The organism is Pseudomonas sp. IT-93MI4 (genome assembly GCF_949767635.1).
Lineage (GTDB): Bacteria > Pseudomonadota > Gammaproteobacteria > Pseudomonadales > Pseudomonadaceae > Aquipseudomonas > Aquipseudomonas putida_A.
On record NZ_CATKPP010000055.1, the window covers coordinates 165951 to 183849 of the forward strand.

Below are 17899 nucleotides of genomic sequence, written 5' to 3' on the forward strand. Positions count from 1 at the left end.
CAGTTCTGGTGGCTAACCATACTGCAAACACACCGACCTTCACTGGAGTTTGAAGTCATGACCGCCGCCCTGATGAACACCTACCAATCGCTGGCTCTGAGTTTTACCAGAGGTCTGGGCACTCGCCTGTGGGATCAGGCCGGTCGTGAATACCTGGATGCTGTCGCCGGGGTTGCGGTGACCAATGTCGGGCACTCGCACCCACGGATCGTCGCGGCCATCAGTGAGCAGGCCGGAATGCTGCTGCACACCTCCAATCTGTACAGCATCGACTGGCAGCAGCAACTGGCCAAACGGCTGACTGAGCTGTCGGGCATGGATCGCGCGTTCTTCAATAACTCGGGTGCTGAGGCTAACGAAACCGCACTGAAACTTGCGCGCTTGTACGGCTGGAGCAAAGGTATCGGACAGCCGCTGGTGGTGGTCATGGCCAACGCATTTCATGGCCGCACGCTCGGCACGTTGTCGGCGAGTGATGGCCCAGCGGTGCGGCTGGGCTTCAATGATCTGCCGGGGGATTTCGTCAAAGTGCCTTTCGGTGATCTGGCGGCGCTGGATCAACTGCAGCAAAAGCATGGCGAGCGCATCGTGGCGATTCTGGTCGAGCCGATCCAGGGCGAAAGCGGCGTGCAACTGGCGCCGCCCGGCTACCTCAAAGCTCTGCGGGAAGTGTGCAATCGGCGCGCCTGGCTGCTGATGCTCGACGAAATCCAGACCGGCATCGGCCGCACCGGTCAGTGGTTTGCGTTCCAGCATGAAGGTATCGTGCCGGACGTCATGACCCTGGCCAAAGGCCTCGGCAACGGTGTGCCGATCGGCGCCTGCCTGGCACGGGGCAGAGCGGCGGACCTGTTCACTCCCGGCAGCCATGGCAGCACCTTCGGCGGCAACCCGCTGGCCTGCCGGGTCGGTTGCACGGTGCTGGATATCATCGAAGAACAGGGCTTGCTGGAAAATGTCCGGGTGCAGGGTGAGCGCCTGTTGACCCGCCTGCGCGCCGAACTGGCAGACAACCCCAATGTGTTGGCGATTCGCGGGCAGGGCTTGATGATCGGCATCGAGTTGAAACAGCCGATTCGCGATCTGACGCTGATTGCGGCGCGGGATCATGGATTGCTGATCAACGTGACGCGTGGCAAGACGATACGGCTGTTGCCGCCGCTGACGATTGATGAGCGGGAGGTGGGGATGATTGTCAGAGGTGTGGGGCTGGCGGTCTCAACTGACTGAGAGGCACGAAATTGAACGAAGAGGCGTCCGTATTTGCACGAATTCCATCGTGCATTTCTGCGATAGATCTCAGCAGCCTTCTAGCATTGGCCGGGGAGCTTAAAAGGTAAGTCGTTGTATCGATTTCTAAAGGGTCTGGCTTTCTTTTTCGCATGGCTCTGCTTCCTGTGTAAGGGAGGCAGAGTATGAACCAGCGATTCCAGAGATGTTTCCTTAAAAACTGTAATCCCCTTCCGACTACTTTGACGTCTTAAATCCGCTGTATCTGTCAGGAAGTTCGGCGCCTGTTAGCAGGCAGTCGAAAACAATCTCTGGATCTACCTGGCACCAATATACAAATCTCAACTCTTCCAAATTGACCAGTGTCGACTGGGCGTCGACCAGAAAACGCGGCTCCCGCCATTGTTGGGCAACTACAGCTAGGGCCTGAGGGCCGCGTACGATCCAGGTCGCACATCCACCAGCAATGCTTGGCAGATAACCATTGTGGAGTAGTAGGCGCAGGGCATCCTCCAGGGTTTCACTCACTTGCAGGTTGATCCAGCGCGCATGGGGAGCCTCGCAATCATCGCCGGCATGTACGCTGTCGCGGGTGATAAGTAATCGCGAAGGTATCGTCATTGCAATCTCACTATGGGCAAAAGGAAACCATATCAATCAGGATAATCCCCCAACTCCGGCGCCAGCATCCGCGTCTTCACCGCCCCGTTCGAATTGTGCTGAATGATCTCGCTCGGCTGTCCCTGCGCATTGAAAAACACCTGGCCGATCCCGGCTGAATTCCACAGCCGTTCACCCGCTTCGGCATGTTCCGGGGTATAGGGCATGATGCGCATGCGTCGGCGTTTGGTGAACCAGTTCAACGGCGAGCGCGGCGAGTAGAGCCAGCGGTTGAGGCGGTCAAACCATTCCAGCAGGGTTTTCGGGAACTCGTTCTTGATCCCGCTGCTGGTGATCTGCCAGATCCGTGGCCCGGCCTTGCGGTGTCGGATAAGCACTTCGTAGACGAAGGAATAATGCACATCGCCGGACAGCACCACGTAGTTTCCGGGTGTGCGGGTGTGTCGGAAAATGTTCAGGATCACCTGCGCGGCGCCGCGATGAGCCATCCAGTTTTCCGCGTCGACCAGCAGCGGATAACCGCACCAGCTGAAAACCTTCTGCACGGTTTCAATCAGCTTCACGCCGAAGATCGGCGCCGGTGAAACGATGATTGCTGACGGATGATCAAGCAGTTCCTGCTGCAGTTCGCTCAGCGCTTCCCAGTCCAGTAAACCGGAGGGTTGCTTGAGTGCCATCTCGCTGCGCCAGCGCCGGGTGCGGGTGTCGAGCACTACCAGCGCCGGGCTGCTCGGCAGCACGAAATGCCAATGCTGAAAGCGCAGCAAGTCATCGATCAGCGCGTCCTGCACCGGGCTGTCGAGATAACGATCGTTACCGCTGGCGCTCAGACGTCGTGTGTTCTCCAGCACATCCTTGAACGCATCCGGATTATTGCCCCAACCCTGGCACAACATGTACGCAATCAAGGCGTTGCCGATGATGCGTTTGGAGAACGGATGGCCGTAGGCGGTTTCCTCCCATTGCGCGGAAAGATTCCAGTCATCGGTGATGTCGTGATCGTCGAAAATCATCAGGCTCGGCAGGTGCGCCAAGGCTCGGGCGACGTTGCCCAAACCGGCCTTGAAGCCATCAATGCGGGTTTGCTCCAGGGTGTAGCGCTTCAAGCGTTCAGGCGTCAGGGACGGAACAGCAGGATTGATCAGCGTCCAGGCAACCGGCGACCACACCAGCAAGTACATCGCCATCACTTCGGCGAACGTGACCAGATGATTGTCGGCGCTGCTGCTGGTGAAAATCGGCTTGCGCGCACCGCCGAAAAATCGCTCGCGCAAGGTCTCGTTGCTCTCCAGCGCCGGTAACAGATCCGCACGGTGGTAGTAGCTGGCCGGGTGTTCGTAGAGTTTGGCGCTGTCGCTGACCACCGCGCCTTCGAGGTGTTCGTCGAACAGACCGAGGCGCTCGATCAACGCATGAATCGCCCGCAGCATCGGGCCGGCCACATCGTCGGCGTAAACCTGGTCGCCGCTCATCATCAGCAGCGCTGGGCGTTGTTGCGGATCGGTTTCGCCAGACAGCAGTTGATCGACGCACAGCAGACCGTCTGCCGCCGGATGATGTGGTTTGCGGCAGGAGCCGTGGAGCAATTGATCGATCCGTGAGCGCACGACGAAGTTCGGGCAAGTAGCATCGCCATACACCAGATGTGGTGCCCAGTCGGCAATTCGCTGCTGGCCATCGATCAGCAAGTCGTAACCCACCACGGTCTCACAGGGCAGGGCGCTGTCGAGCACAACGTCAATCAAATGAACGAACGCATGACGGCCTACAGGAATGACCATGCACTTCCCGGCATCGAGAGAGATGTCTCCTACACCTTGCAGGCGCAAGGTCAGCGACAGTTGACGCGTACCGACCAACCACAGCACCACTCGCGTTGGTTCCAGCCGTCGCAGCAGCGGGCCGGCCAAAACGGGAGGCAGCGGATTCAGGTCAGCAGGTATCGGGGACATTCAGGGGCAAAGCTCAAGACGCACAGGCTGGCGATGATAGCGCAGCCGGCGCCTTGAACCCTTAAACGAGGCTTAAGAGTCAGCCTTCTGCAGCTTCAGCGCCAGCAGTCGCCATTCGGCGGACGCGGATTGCTCCTGCACCGAGCAGTCGAAGCGATAAGTGACGTCATCGCCGTTCATGTTGCGCGCGGTGACCTTGTTGCTGAGGGTGTAGACCTGATCTTTGAAGCGCTTGGTGACAATGGCAGAACTGTCGGCGAAGCGTTCCGACGCCGGGAAGCGCAGCGTGCTGGTGACCAGCGTGCCGCACATGACATACGCGAGCATCGATTTATCGCTGTCGGCATTTTGCCCAAGCTTGTCGCGCAGCGCGGTGAGCGTTTTACGGCCCTGCGCGTCGCTCTGATCCAGGACGGTTTTTTCCGATATCGATTTCGGTGCCCGGCTGGCGTAATTCGGCAGCAGTGCGGAATCCGGCGGAGAAGGTTGGTTATCCGGCTCGATCGCGGCAAAGCCCGGCGCGTTTTCCAGCACCGCGGACGTTGAATCCGACTCGGCTTCGGGCAACAGACTGGTGGTGACATCGTTCTGTGCGATCACGTCTTCGACTGGCGCCTTTTCGGCTTTATGCGCCGACGGGAACAACGACAGGAAGATCGACAGCACCACCATGCCGACGATAAAACCGCCCGCCGCGCCAACGATGTTGCCGTAAAACAGATTCCAGCTGCCGCGGTTTTTCACCACCCAGCGCCACATCAAACCCCAGGCGGCGATAAATGCCAGAAAACTCAGAAACTCCATTCGATCCTTTCCTTAACCCTTCAATAGCCTGCAAAACAGCACTCACTGGCGGTGAGTGCTGAAGATGGACGGCAAGATATCAAAATAGAGGTCTGACGCCACGAAGACATTCACATGCCGAGATTGGGCGGATTGATCTGAACAAAAAACATGATCGCCGTTATGCCGGCCACAACGCCGCAAAGGCCGGCCAGTAGCTGACGCGCGACAGGGTGTTCGACCTGCGAGCGACGGGCCACCAGCATCCATACGCCGGTCAGCGCCGCGGCAGTCGCCAGCATTTCCAGAAGCGATCCCATGACCCCCGGGACCGGTGGCCGGCTAGAGCCGAACAGACCGACACAAAGCTGCGAAACCACCAGGCCGACAATCATGCCGCTGGTCGCACCCAACACATTGGCGAGTAGCAGATTCCACGCACCACGCTGCCTGACGACCCAGACCCACATGCCTATCCAGGCGATAAAGAAAAACACAACATCCATCGTATCCATCCTTCGAAACCCGTCACCGTACAAACGCTCGGCACCTTGCCGACAGTGGACGGCACGATAGCAAAATAGTAGCGTCGCGCCACTTTCTTGATTCCCGTAATGGACTACTCATGCCAAAAGCCGCTTCTGTTCTGCGCTTGCTCTGTGCAATCACGTGCGCCGCTGTCATTACCCCGGCATTCGCCGAGTGGAAGGAGCCCCCGGAAAGCAGCTGGGAGTATTACCTCGCCAACTGCCAGCGAATGCAGGAGAAAATCGCCGACGTCCAGAGCGGTCGCGTACCCAGCGCCTATGAGGTGATCGGCGACCTCGACAACAGCCTGCGGAGCATGAACCAGCGCCGCTCGAACCTGACGCCCCAATACCTCGGCTCCCGCGAATTCGCGCAATGCGAAAACGTCGCCGCCCAGGCCGAAGCAACCATTGCGCAAGGCAATGCCGAGTTCGCCGCCAGAATGAACCAGGCCGCCGAACAAGGCCGCATCGCCCACCAGAACTCCCCCGAATACAAACGCGCCCGTTCACTCGGCTACAGCGACGTCGGCGAAATCTCCTTCCTCAAACTGCACGAAGACATGGACGGCGAAGCCCGCCTGAAAACCATGCTCATCACCGTCGACGAAATCTGCGGCCAACACTTCCGCGCCACGCAATATGTGAAGCCGTACGTCATCTACACCGTGCGCCCGTCGGATGGCGGCTGTGGCGAGGAAAAACGCGTGGCGATCGTCGGTGGCCGGTCGGTGGAGAAGGGCGATTACATCGATGAGCGGGGCGAGTTTCAGTATGTGGGCTGGAAGAAGATTGTGGGGGCGGATGGATTTCCCACGGATATTCGGGTTTTGAAGGCTCGACGCTGAAAGGTCAGCGCGTGAAGCAACTGATCAAAGAATGTCTTTCAGATAACCCTTGAGCGCGAGGAGCGGTTGATCAAGCTGCTCCAGCGACTGCGCCTGACTGAAATCGGCTGACAGCTTGTGCAGCTCCCGCCCCAGCGGTTTCTCGACGCCGCCCAACGCATCCATCGCCAAGCCCAGGCACTCGTTCATCTTGAACTGGATGGTCTCGACATCACCCCGGCGCACCAGCAGTTCGAAAACGTCTTTCTGATAGTCACCCATGATCATGTCATCCCGCAGAATCGGGCTCAGGCCTTCCTCCTCGTAAGCGAGTTTGAGAGAGAACAGGGCGACGGTTTCCAGTGACTTTTCCATGGTTGGCCTTGGAGGTCCTTAAGCATGAGTCTTGAAAGTCGGAACGACCAACGAAAGCCGCTACGGGCGGCAGACCGCGTGCGGGCGGGCGTGATTATACTGAGCGGACGCATCAGGTGCAGTCCTTAGGCAAAACAGGTTGCACGGACAGCGCCGAGACATTCAATGACCTAAGCAACAGAACGAGTTTCTCAGGATAGCCAGCGAGTATGAGGTGCCAGACAAACTCAACGTTAGTTCAGACACATGAGCGGAGCGACGATCATGGAATACGACGAAAAGTTGATTGAAGAGGCTGTGCTTGCCCTGTTGGCCGCTTTCAGTTCCGACGACGGCAATGCATGGAAAGGATTCGATTTTGAAGTCATGAACCGATTGCATGAACAGGGTCTCATCAGTAATCCGGTAAACAGGAACAAATCGATCTGGTTGACGGAGGAGGGCCAGGAACGAGGTCGTCAGATAGCTGAGCGTTTGTTTGGGGGAGTTGTTCAAGCCCCGCGTGCGCCTGATCCAGATATCTGAGTTCCTGTATCGGCTCGTCGTTTGAACTGCGCCGCGCCAGTGGAACGCAAATGGAGGGGTTTTCCCGTTGGAGCATTTTCTGAATGAACCACAACTGAAAAACGTTAGAGCTGCACTGTCCGAACCGTTCAACCATTTTCCCACTGATTACGATTACATCGCATGCCAGCTAAAAGGCGTCGATCCAGCGGTGCTCTACGAGATTTTTTATTCAGAAGTAGCGCCGGTGTGCTTTATGAACATTGCAGCGGTCTTGCCGACTGTCTGGACAGGTTTTGACCCTGATTGGCTCAGGGGCGAGATAGAGGAAAGGCTTGTGGCGCGGCAGCGTAATTGGTTTCGCAGGTTGTTCGACAAGTTGCTGATTCGTTGGTTGAAATACAACTACGACCATATGTGGCAAGAAATCGACAGCAGGCTTTGAGCTTGTGGCAAGCGTCTGAAGTTCTTCGCTTTTAGCGATCAATACTGCGCCAAGTTTATCGCGCAACCGGTCTCATCGCTGGTGAGCAGGTGGCCATTAATTGAAGAGGAGGCTCTTTCCGCCAGACGAAAAAAAAGGCCTTGCTAAGCAAGACCTTTCTTAATTTTGGTGCCCGAGGGAGACTCGTGCGTTCTATATAATTCGTGGCTTGCGGACAAATTATACAGTGAGGGATACAGATAGGGATACAAGCCGTTCCTTGCTATTCGTATCTCACGTCGGATCGATATTTAGTTTGAAAAGGACGTCATCGGTTGATGCCTGGTAACAGCTGACGTGAGCGAGCATCGAGTTTTCGCCGATCAGTTCAAGAAATTTTGCCCTAATGGCCTGGGGCATGCGAGCTCCTAGTATCACAGACTTGATGCAGGAGGAGGGGAACTCAAAAAGGTGGTAGGTTTTCTCGTGAACCGACAGAACAGTTGTAGCGTCATTCAAGTCCACCATCATTCGCCACTCTCGTTCGTAGGACCAATGCTCGCTCTTCGTGAGCATGGCTTTCATATCGGCATTATCGAAGATCAGTGATGGCCTGACATTTGAGTATTGAACAGGCCTGAGGTGCCTGAATTCATCTTTTGCAGATCGCCGCTGATTAAAAAAAACTGACTCTGGATCGAATTCGATCACAAAGCCCTCATGGGAGCACGCGTAGTGCGCCCACATCAAAATGTCGTCGGGTTTCTCCGTCAGGCAAAGAATACCAACTCTGTTTTCCATTACTTGATTAAAGCGTGAGTGAAGGGCAGGAGTTAGCTCCTTCAGGATTTTGAGGAAGCCATTATCTTTCGAAAGCAATTGAGCTCGCGCCCGAGACTCAATTTGCCTTTTCGTCGCTTGATTCCTAAAGGGGGGAGGTAGCTCGGCGAGCGTCTCTTCGATCAGGGCGGGCAGCAGCTCATCGACCATAGCCCACATCGATTCGTCTGATTCATAAAGGCGTACAGGGGGCTTCAGCTCAAACGGGTCATTGAGGTTGAGCGAAGAGGAGAAGCAAATTTTGCACGCCTCCAAGACATCGATCCGGTCGGAATGTAGATATTTGAACAGTCGCGGCGGTGTCGTCTGGGAAGAAGCGTCAGATTCACTCGGGCTTTGCATCAGAGCCAGCCTCAGCAGAAAGTGAGATTAAGGCGAGAGTCAGAAACCCTTCATTCCTATCCAAAGCAGCCAGGGCGCCTCGAACGTTATCAGCCACGTCTATGGAGCCACGTTGTTCAACCCAGTTCGAAAGCTCTTCTACAGCAGCCCCTAACGCGATTTGGTTTTCGTTGATGCGTTTTAGTACCGAAATCAGTAGTGCTTTGTCTTCCATGAATTGTTCCCATTTTTACAGCCTGCGGTCAGCGAACGTTCCAGTCAATGAGCCTAGTCCGAGCATCGTATGCCGGCGGTTACCCAAATACCACTGGGGACCCTGAGAGTATTCTTCTTACACGGGGTCGGAAACCCGCGGGACTTTGGTAGCGGAGCGTGCTCCAGCTTACTGAAATTCAATCGTTGAAATTGAAAGGATCTTGAAGAAAAAGGGGCATCGTTACCGGAACGGTAACGGTGATCTCTGATCGGTGAACACATAGGGCAAATGCACAGGTGAACAGGCAATTCACCGAGTTCACCTGTTCACTAAGCTGGGAGTTCTCCCGCTAACAAGGTTCCGCGGGTTTCCGACCCCGTGTCTCAATGAAAGCCTCAGGGCCCCCCGCCAGACCGCGGGAGATGCACCTGAAGTTCGCTGGAGGTATCAGAGCTATCGGGGAGCGGGGGTCGTATCTGATCAAAATTCGGTGTAACTCGTGTAACCGGTGTAACGTAAATCGATAAGATATTGTATTTATTGATTTTTATCCCTGTTACACCGATCTGAGACGCTAGTTTTCAAGCGTGTAACTGAGTCAAGTCGTGTAACAGTTTCAGGTGAAGGGGGCGCCAAATTGGTTCACCGCTCGTTGGTATTGGTTAGCCGTCGGTAATCACCTGGAATCAAGTCATCAGCTGCGTCAGCAATTTGCAGGCAGTAGCAAGAGACTGCTTTCGGCCGATGGTGTGTGAAAACGTTTTTGAGCGCGACAGTTACTCAAAACCGGACTGAAAATCGCGCTTCTGCGCGAAATCAACTTCTGCTGATGTGCCGATAAATTTCAGATTTAACGTAGATGCGCACACTTCAATTTTGGCGAAGCGTTTTTACATACTCTGGGCCAAAAGCGGACGTATGTCAGGGAGGGAAGGTTGGCTTTCTCCACGAGATGACAAAATGCCACCTCCTAGGTTACCGTCGGAGAAGAGTTTGCATCCCGAGGGAAGGGTTATGGAATATTGGCTTACAGGTAGGAATCAAATCAATTGATAAAATTCCATTCTGAACATCCGGCTGACGAAGATGTGTTTCCAGGTGGCAGCCATGAAAAGGTTGCTGAGGCGATGCGGCAATACATTTGTTCGCCGAGCTCTTCAAGGGTGATCGGTCTGGACGGCGAGTTCGGTTCCGGTAAGAGCTCTATTCTTCAGATGCTCAAGGCCAAGCTGGTCAAGGAGAAAGCTGACTATCGGGTCTGGTTTTTCGACTGTGAACAGAACTATCAGGGCTCCACGAAAAGTAACTTCATTGAGTTGTTCACGGACGTAGTGCTCAGCGATGTTAAACAGGGTAGTTCCGAGGAGAAGCTGATCAAAGAATGTCGGGACAAGGCTCTCGGTCGGCAATTTACTTATAAGAAGAAAACAACTAGCAGATTGAGTGCGTGGGCAATTGCCCTCGTCGTGAGCGTGTTCTTCTCGTCCACCTCTTTCAAAGAAATTTTCACGATCTGGCGAGCCAAGCCAGTAGATTGGTCCCTATTCCTGATTCATTTGTTCGTATTTCTCACGCCGCTTTTGGTAGTGCTTGCGGCGTGGTTCAGGAACCGGGATGTGGTCGAAGAGGACGGTGAGAAGTGGAGCCTTCTTAGTCTGTTCAAAGGGTCAACAGATGACACGATCAACGAGAAAATCGTCGTGGCAAAAGAAGTGACTCCTCTTGACCTAAAGCGTACTCTAACAAACCAACTACGGGCCGTTGCCAACAACCAATATGTTGTGATTCTGGACAACTTAGACCGTCTGCCCAAGGATAGTTTGCGGGCAGTTTGGAGTGACCTGGAGATTTTTACCTCTGTTGCAGAGGCAGAAAATCTTACGGTTGTAGTTCCATTCTGCTCTACCAAGGTGGCAGCTTATCTTCGAGCGGATGCTGACCGGACCTACGATTCTAAGGACTTCATCGCGAAGAAATTTCCGGTGGTGTTCCGCTCGCCTCCAGTGATCGCCTCGGGCTGGAAGGATGGTTTCAGGCGATTGTGGTCCTATTCGTATGACGGCCACGAATTGGATATTGCAGAGCATTGCGCACTTCTGCTCCAACGCCACAGCCCCATGGTGAACAACCTTGTCACGCCCCGCCTGCAGAAGAAATTTATCAACGATATTGCAACCACCTCACTGGTCGTAGGAGAGAGAACCAATCTGCTTTGTATCGCTGCACACCTTTTGTTGTGTAAGTACACCGAACATCCTTTGAATGAAGTCATCAGAGTCGATGGTTTCTCCAAGAAGTATGCTGAGGATGCGGGTGAGGATGCATCTGCGAAGGTTCAGGAGACGATCAAACTGTTGACTGCCATTGTAGGCAATGGCATGGAGTCCGGCTGGCAAATTCAGTTGTTGCAGATTCATTTCCTCACGTCGGGTGAAATCGCAATCGCCGAACTCCTAGACAGTCCATTGCAAGATGCGTTTGCATCAAGGGACGAAGATAAGCTGTTCGGGCTAGTGTCATTGTTCGGCTTTACCGATGCATTTAAACGACTGGTCTCTAATCGGCCAACCCTTTATCAGTTGCTACCAACCCTCACTGCCGCTCATAAAAAATACAACGGTGAATGGTTATTAAGCATACTGCCAATTCTCAACAGTGCAAAACTTACCTTGTTCTCCGGTGACATACCTGGTGACGAAGCTTTCTACGATGCTTGTAAATACTGCATCAGTCAGGGAATGGATGCCAATTTGCTTTCAGAACATGGTGATGGTTTGAGGAGCGAGTTGAAGGGGGTTCTTAATGATCTAGTCGCTGGCACATCTACCGATCCCGTTCGCCATCTGTTAGTTGAGTATGATTGGTACCTGGATGCACTCGAGTTACCTGTTGAATCTTTTGAGGTGATACGGGCTGATTACATAATGCATCTCCTTCCGGTAATTTCAGAGCTTCGCGTCATCACTGCTGAGAAGTTCAAACTACTGTCTTCAAATCCCGCTGCATATGGTATAGCGAATCAGCAGATCGGTAGTAGTGAAGCATACCCAATGTCGATGATTCCACTGGCTCCGTCTGAAACCGAGCGGGCTGTTATTTGGGCCTACGGATCACGTAGTTTGCATCAAGGTATCCAGTCGGGCATCTCGGCAGAGGACGTTGCCGAATTGGTTAAACTCTGTAGCGTTCCGGGTGATGAGATTTCTGCAGTCATCGGCCTGGCACTGGCGAAGAAAATTGATCCGGTCATTCTGTCGACCATCACCTCATTGCTCGAAACAAATCCCAGCGCCGTAGTTAGGGCGGCAGCGGCAATTATTTATATACGCCAGAAAGATTCGGCAGCCCTCTTGTTGGTGCCTGATATAAAAGAGGTGTTTTCCTCAATCCTGTTCCGTGCTCTGGGTGCGGCGAGTCTGTCAGCCCAACTGCTGTTTGACCTACTTGAGCCAAAGGAGACCAAAAGCCTAGTCGGAGGCTATCTTGCGGATCTCATAAAATCCGAAAAAATTCTAAGTATTCGAGTGGAGTGGATGGTTCAAAACTTTAGTTCGGTGACAAGCGCAGTTTCTCCTTATGGTATTGGGGCAAATGAGGTTCTGAGGTGGCTCAATCCTTGGGATCTCTTGACGAAGAAGTTCGGTGAGAATGCTACGACAGTCGACCCCCTGCTCATCGACATGATTTTTGAGCCAGGCGCTCAGTATCTTCCTATCTTCAGGCGGTCGCTCCTTGAGCACTTCGTGTCCACTGGAGGTACAGTTGAGGGTTGGATTGTATGCATCGAGAAGGGAGCGCCTCAATATCGTGCAATCATCAAAGGCCTTGAGCGCGAGACCGGCATCGAGAAAACTGCTGAGATTGCTAATGATGCAGTTATCCAAGCAATCAATGACGCTGCTGGTCAAGTTGAGGGGGGTAAGCTCACTTCGTCTCGTATCGACATGATCGACTCCATATTGACTATCCTGGACATGCAGCAGAAGCTCCTCATTGGAGTACGCTTGAGGTCGCTGCTCTATTCAGACAGTGTTCAGTTGGATATCCTCATGCCGATCCTCAACCACTATGGCAAATTGATCCCGGATGTTCAGCCGACCAATCCTCAAGAAGTAGGCCGACTGGTAATGGTGCTTGACTATATTGCTCGTCATCCTTCAGATACCGACGGGGTTGCGAAGGTGTTTGACTCCAAAGCAGGGCAAATTGCGGATTACAGGTACTCCTCCAAGGAATTACGTGAGGCGGTGGGTTCTGCTGTGTTGAAGGTAGCTGACCGCATGCCTGCGCTTCACGGAAAATTCGCTCAGACTAGAGGATTTGTTAAATTGCTCAGGTCGTTGAGCAAGCTTACTAGCGGAACGGATGCTAATTAATTAGCGATTGGGGGGGCATAGTTAAGGATGTCCATTTTTGATCGTAAGCGGTCCCAGCTGACCGCTTACGACCATCCGCAAATTGCTTGAAAACTCATCAGTTTCATCATCTATGATGAGTAGGCCGGCTTCCAATGTGATTAGAGACAGTGAGAAAAGAGTTTTCCTGCCCGTTGAGCAAGTTTGTAAAGTCGAAATAGTTGACATTTATACTCGATAGCAGCCATTGCGCTTTGAGGTAATCTCTAAAAGTTACAGTTTTGGTATATCTATCATGGATTGAAAAGGAAGACGCAAGATTGCAAATTATTTCTCTTGCAGCTTCGTCGAAGATTGGGGTGTCAGTTGACATTGCATCTAAGAATGCAAATGACCCTGCCCAATGACGAACATGGTAGATCCCAACTGAAGTCGCTCTATAATGCAATTGATCAATTCGCTCATGCTCTGCCAGCGGAACTTCGCGGTAGTGTGCGTAAGGTGTTTCAATTAGTCGCTTCGTAGCTAAAGACTTTAAAGCTCTAGTTATTTGATCATCCACATAGCCATGGCCGCTAATCTCCGAAATTATATTTCTACCAGCCAAAAATCCATCATTATCTACCACGCCCATATTGGAGCTGAGATATGCAACAATCAGACAGGATAGGAAGTGTTCTCGCGGGTCGGCAGCACTAACAACATCAAATATGTTGCACGCAACAAATGAAGATTGGGAGTTGAAGTAGGCATATTCCCCCAGCAAGCTATGCTTCGTAAATTCGTGGAGTGGTATCCTGTATCCGCCTTTCTCTTCTTCAATGTTAACTATTTTCTTGGAATCAACATTTGGGCTTCCAAAAAAACCAGTGATCAGTTCAATGACTGAGCGTGTGTTTCCTCCAGTTACATTACTTAAAAACTGTTTAATAGAATCACTTGTTCTTATTGAGCGCAAAGTTGCATTTAAGAAAAGCACCACATTTTTCAGGTTTAGCCTAATATCTTGCAATGCGGCGGGAGCCACTTTGCCTTCTGCCACTCTGACCGCAAATATAAGCCTTTTCTGAATAACCTCGTCTGCGGGAGGAGGAGATATAGTAAGAACTTTATTTTGATACGCAGAAAGTGCTCCGGTAGTTTTAGAGAGATAAAACGTACTTGGTCTTAATGCTACGAATACCGATAAGTTTCGAGATGCTGCGAACTCTTGGGCAATGAGAAATGTTTCTTGCTGAACTTCGAATGAGCGTTGATCTGCATTGTCTAGCACCATAATTATTTGTTTGTTTCGGCCTCGACTGAGGTGCCCTAAAGCGGCCTGTAAATGCATGTCCTTTTGATCGATTTTAGCTGTAAGATACCTGGCTCTTTCCAAATTGTACTGTTCTGGATTTGAATCTTTCAGATTTCCATTTACAGTTGAATCGAAATCCATCAAGTCCTGATGATATATTGCATTAGCAAAGGCGGCAGTGTTTATGTCGACGCTATACTTGCTCTTAAGTGTTCTAGGTACCTCTTCGAGTATGTAAGTTTTTATGTCTTTGCTCAAGGTCGCCTTTATGCCGAGATTTATATTTAAAAAATATGTATTTGCTTGGTCTGTGCTGGTGAGACTTTCAAATAAGTTTTCGAAAAAAGATGTTTTTCCAACGCCCACATCTCCAATCACCACTATGGGGCGAGAGCCCATCTTCCCAAGCAGGGAAGGGTCACTAATTTGTAAGTTTCCATTTTGGTCAACTCCAGTTATTTCATCTAGAGCGGAAGGTGCGACCCCTAGCTCTCCAGCTCTTCGATAACGAGCCGTAATTATATTTTTACTTAATAGAAGGTGTCTGTTGTTCGCCTCAATTCCGATGTAGCATTCTTTGTAAAAATCTGGTTTTAGTTCTGGGTTGTCTTCTATTTCCTCCAGAAGTAGCGATGATAACGATCTCAGGTTTTCTTGAAAGTCATTTCTATATCTATACTTGAAAGGTTCGGCGATAACTGTAGAGCCCTTAGGAGGAATTCTGGGGTTGCGATGCAGTGCCAAATCTCTATTCGCATGGTTTTCTTCTATCCCCTCTGGAGAGAGTATTTTCCATAAAAGAGGAAAATGATCGATATACGACTGAAATCCATTGAAGAAATAACACTCCCCTTCTAGTGGTGGAAATCCCGGAGTAATGGCTTGAAAAATTGCAATCTGCGGCCCATTGCAGATAATTGCGATTTGCGCGCCTTTAATTGCGCAATAAGGTATTACTTGATTGACGGCATCCTTAAAGCTTTTAGATGCGACGATTAATGGTTGAAGCTTGCGAATCACAATAGATGAATTAGAAGGAGGTATATCAAAAATAATTGCCTCTTTCTTTGCTTCCAAAACCGCCCTGACGGGTGTGCCTAATGCGTAGTCCGATCTCCCATTCATCTCATCTGTTAGCTCAACCGTAATATTTGGTTTTTCCCATCCCAAACACTCAGTCAACAACCTGTCAACGAATTGAAACCGGTTTTGTGCCTCGTTCCAATGTTCACTTCCAGCAGGGTAACTCTCTAATATTTTGCGCAGAAACCCCATCCCCTCAGTCATTTCAAATGGCGCTCGCATATCCTTCTCCCTGCTAAGCTGATCGTCCTATTCACCATAGTTCAAGTCACGTGGAATAAAAGTCGAAGCTTATCCATTTTATAAAGAGGACGCAGATCACAACTGATTCCGAAGCGCCCCGGGCAATGTTAGCGCAACCTCATCGATACCCGACGGTTAATACTGGTCGCTCCTTGGTCTCCGCTTATGGCCGAAGCTATGTAAAAACGTTCTTGAGCGCGACAGTTACTCAAAACCGGACTAAAAGTCGCGTTCCTATGCGAAATCCACATCTGCTGACGTGCCTATAAATTTCAGATTAAACGTAGATGCGCACACTTCAATTTTGGTGAAGTGTTTTTACACAATCTGGGCCGATAGAAGACGTTCGTGAAGGGCAGCTATCAGCCGAACTGTGCTCCTAGTCAATCTTCAGGTTAGGCCCGTCACGCGGAGGGCGTCGTCAATGCGGCTACGGTTGTGAAACACGGAGGCTGGATCGGAGCAGCCTTAGGAGGGGCACTTCCTATAAGAAGGTTCAAAAAGTCTGGGCAGCGGGCAACATAGAGGCCCGTGAAAAGATCAAATACACCGGGGGCGCTAGCTCCATTAGTGGGTTAGCCGGTGGTGCTCCGACAGGTGTGGTTATGCAGCAGAGCCCCATAGTGCTGGATTCCAGCAGGACCCTGATATTGTAGGTAAATCAGCAATGTAAAAAATGACAAAAAGGGCCCATTTGGGCCCTTTTTTAGGTGCAGCGATCTTACTTTTTCAGCCAGCTTTCAACCATGTCGGAACCGTGTTTGGTTTTCCACTCTTTTAGGGTCTTGTGATTGCCGCCTTTGGTTTCAACCACTTCACCAGTGTGCGGGTTCTTATACGTCTTCAGCTCTCGAGGTTTACGCGTGCCTGGCGCTTGAACAGGCGCTTTGCCGCGTGCGCTGCTCTGTGGGTCTAGTAGGTTGACGATGTGCTTGAGGCTGAAGCCGTACTGGGCGAGCAATTCACGGAGCTTGGTCTCAAACTCGATCTCTTTTTTCAGTGCTCCGTCGCTCTTCAATGCTTCCAGCGCCTGAAGCTGTTCGGCAAGGTGTTTTTCTAGCTGACGGTATTCGGCGAGTTTGGACATGTGCATTCCTTGTGTTGTGTTTAGCGATATCTATCTGAAGTGTATTACAGCACGGAGTTCAGCTTACTTTCGCCCCTTCAACTGGTCTTCGATGTAGCTCATCTCGTTCTTGATTAAGTTTACCGTCAGTGTTTGAACATTTGAGACCTTGCCGGTTTTGATGTCCACAATTTTAATCAGCGCGGTCAAGTGGTTTCTGCGCGCCTTCAATGTGTCTGTCCAGTTCGCACTGCTTTGTATTGGAGTGATCATGATCTTTGTCCTGATGAGGTTCTAAGCAGCCCGCGTTGGCGGGCTGCTTCGGGTTCAAGCTGCCAGCAGATCCTCTGCGCTGATAGAGCGGGCCGCGGTAGCTAGGTCTGATCGACGTAGATCCGTGCGAAATGGACCGAACCGAGGTATATCAAGGTCGGAGAAACCATATCCCGAGTTCCCTTTTGCGTAGTCCGCCGCGAGTATCCGTGCGCCCAGGGCTACCAAGTGTTCCGCAGCGGCGTTCCACTGTTCTTCCAGTGTCAGCTTTACAGCGCTCAGGGCCGATTCTTTTGCATCGCTCTCCCGTTGCTGCGCAGCGGCGATTTTTGCTTCAAGGGAGTCGAGCTCAGCCTGCAAGGCCTCCATGATGAGTTCTTGTCTTCTGACGTGCTCATCGGTGGCGGCGAGTTGTTTGGCTGCCTTCTGCATTTCGCTGTTAGCCGATTTTTCCCCGTCGCTATCACCACTCGCAAGGCTACGTGCATACAGACTCGCAGCGTCTCGTTCTGCCTGCTGTGCTTTCTCCAGGGATAGTTGCGCATCCGACTGAATGGTCTGAAGGCGTTGGGTCAGGTGCGATTGTGTCTGCTTCAGCGCTTCGATTTCAGCGGCAGCTTCGGACATGGTCTGGATCGACTTTGCCCTGATTTCTTCGACGTGCTCAATGCGCTCCAGGTAAGCCATCTTTTCCTCGATACGACTGATTGAGGATGGAATTGCTCGCAAGCGGCATTCGGCACTGGAGTATCGATCCATCGCGGCACTCCTCTCAGGGCTTCCAATCATGTTGCCGATTGGGCTGTAGTTGTTAGGCGCATTGCTCCATTCCGCGTGCAAGATGGGAAGACTGTTTTCAATGGCTTCTTTCTCGGCAATCAATTCGGCGAGTTGCTGTTTCAATTCATTCATTGTCATGTTTGTTGTCCTTGATGAGTTTGATTTGAGTGATTCGGCTGGC

16 protein-coding genes are annotated in these 17899 nt (G+C 51.9%); 5 read left to right on the forward strand and 11 right to left on the reverse strand.

From position 1 onward, the window contains the following. Positions 1-57 precede the first annotated feature (57 nt). Positions 58-1230, forward strand: a complete 1173-nt coding sequence (locus ACM6I7_RS21760; RefSeq protein WP_027612152.1) for an aspartate aminotransferase family protein — start codon at positions 58-60, stop codon at positions 1228-1230. Between the two features lie 237 nt (positions 1231-1467). On the opposite strand, the gene ACM6I7_RS21765 is transcribed toward ACM6I7_RS21760, so the two are convergent. The 4 genes from ACM6I7_RS21765 to ACM6I7_RS21780 form a co-directional block, all read right to left on the reverse strand. Beyond that, entirely contained in the window at positions 1468-1851 is a 384-nt protein-coding gene (locus ACM6I7_RS21765) for a hypothetical protein (RefSeq protein WP_097086172.1), read from the reverse strand. 32 nt (positions 1852-1883) lie between these two features. Beyond that, positions 1884-3803: an alkaline phosphatase D family protein gene (locus ACM6I7_RS21770; protein WP_414889254.1), complete on the reverse strand. Its 1920-nt coding sequence runs from the start codon at positions 3801-3803 to the stop codon at positions 1884-1886. A gap of 72 nt (positions 3804-3875) precedes the next feature. After that, a complete protein-coding gene (locus ACM6I7_RS21775) occupies positions 3876-4607 on the reverse strand; it encodes a hypothetical protein (protein ID WP_414889255.1) in 732 nt (243 codons plus the stop codon). A 110-nt stretch (positions 4608-4717) separates the two neighbouring features. Further along, complete coding sequence (locus ACM6I7_RS21780) at positions 4718-5092, reverse strand: hypothetical protein (protein WP_266273552.1); 375 nt, start codon at positions 5090-5092, stop codon at positions 4718-4720. Positions 5093-5211: 119 nt separating this feature from the next. Here ACM6I7_RS21780 and ACM6I7_RS21785 point away from each other — a divergent pair, with 119 nt between their 5' ends. Further along, positions 5212-5961, forward strand: a complete 750-nt coding sequence (locus tag ACM6I7_RS21785; protein WP_414889256.1) for a hypothetical protein — start codon at positions 5212-5214, stop codon at positions 5959-5961. 24 nt (positions 5962-5985) lie between these two features. Here the strand turns inward: ACM6I7_RS21785 and ACM6I7_RS21790 are convergent, their stop codons facing one another. Beyond that, positions 5986-6315: a hypothetical protein gene (locus ACM6I7_RS21790; protein ID WP_414889258.1), complete on the reverse strand. Its 330-nt coding sequence runs from the start codon at positions 6313-6315 to the stop codon at positions 5986-5988. 264 nt (positions 6316-6579) lie between these two features. Here ACM6I7_RS21790 and ACM6I7_RS21795 point away from each other — a divergent pair, with 264 nt between their 5' ends. Together ACM6I7_RS21795 and ACM6I7_RS21800 are read left to right on the forward strand one after the other, a co-directional pair. Next, positions 6580-6840, forward strand: coding sequence for a DUF6429 family protein (locus ACM6I7_RS21795; RefSeq protein WP_027612145.1), 261 nt, complete (start codon positions 6580-6582; stop codon positions 6838-6840). Between the two features lie 67 nt (positions 6841-6907). Next, positions 6908-7264, forward strand: a complete 357-nt coding sequence (locus ACM6I7_RS21800) for a hypothetical protein (RefSeq protein WP_414889259.1) — start codon at positions 6908-6910, stop codon at positions 7262-7264. Positions 7265-7537: 273 nt separating this feature from the next. On the opposite strand, the gene ACM6I7_RS21805 is transcribed toward ACM6I7_RS21800, so the two are convergent. Together ACM6I7_RS21805 and ACM6I7_RS21810 are read right to left on the reverse strand one after the other, a co-directional pair. Beyond that, entirely contained in the window at positions 7538-8425 is an 888-nt protein-coding gene (locus tag ACM6I7_RS21805) for a DUF2971 domain-containing protein (RefSeq protein ID WP_192562318.1), read from the reverse strand. Beyond that, positions 8409-8639, reverse strand: coding sequence for a hypothetical protein (locus ACM6I7_RS21810; RefSeq protein ID WP_414889260.1), 231 nt, complete (start codon positions 8637-8639; stop codon positions 8409-8411). Before ACM6I7_RS21810 ends, ACM6I7_RS21805 begins: the two co-directional genes overlap by 17 nt. A 1031-nt stretch (positions 8640-9670) precedes the next feature. Here ACM6I7_RS21810 and ACM6I7_RS21815 point away from each other — a divergent pair. Then, positions 9671-12997: a P-loop NTPase fold protein gene (locus ACM6I7_RS21815; RefSeq protein ID WP_414889261.1), complete on the forward strand. Its 3327-nt coding sequence runs from the start codon at positions 9671-9673 to the stop codon at positions 12995-12997. Between the two features lie 106 nt (positions 12998-13103). Here the strand turns inward: ACM6I7_RS21815 and ACM6I7_RS21820 are convergent, their stop codons facing one another. The 4 genes from ACM6I7_RS21820 to ACM6I7_RS21835 form a co-directional block, all read right to left on the reverse strand. Then, complete coding sequence (locus ACM6I7_RS21820; RefSeq protein WP_414889262.1) at positions 13104-15578, reverse strand: hypothetical protein; 2475 nt, start codon at positions 15576-15578, stop codon at positions 13104-13106. Between the two features lie 742 nt (positions 15579-16320). After that, positions 16321-16686, reverse strand: a complete 366-nt coding sequence (locus ACM6I7_RS21825; RefSeq protein ID WP_414889263.1) for a histone-like nucleoid-structuring protein, MvaT/MvaU family — start codon at positions 16684-16686, stop codon at positions 16321-16323. Between the two features lie 63 nt (positions 16687-16749). Continuing rightward, positions 16750-16938, reverse strand: a complete 189-nt coding sequence (locus tag ACM6I7_RS21830; RefSeq protein ID WP_414889264.1) for a hypothetical protein — start codon at positions 16936-16938, stop codon at positions 16750-16752. A gap of 54 nt (positions 16939-16992) precedes the next feature. After that, a complete protein-coding gene (locus ACM6I7_RS21835; RefSeq protein ID WP_414889265.1) occupies positions 16993-17856 on the reverse strand; it encodes a hypothetical protein in 864 nt (287 codons plus the stop codon). Positions 17857-17899 lie beyond the last annotated feature (43 nt).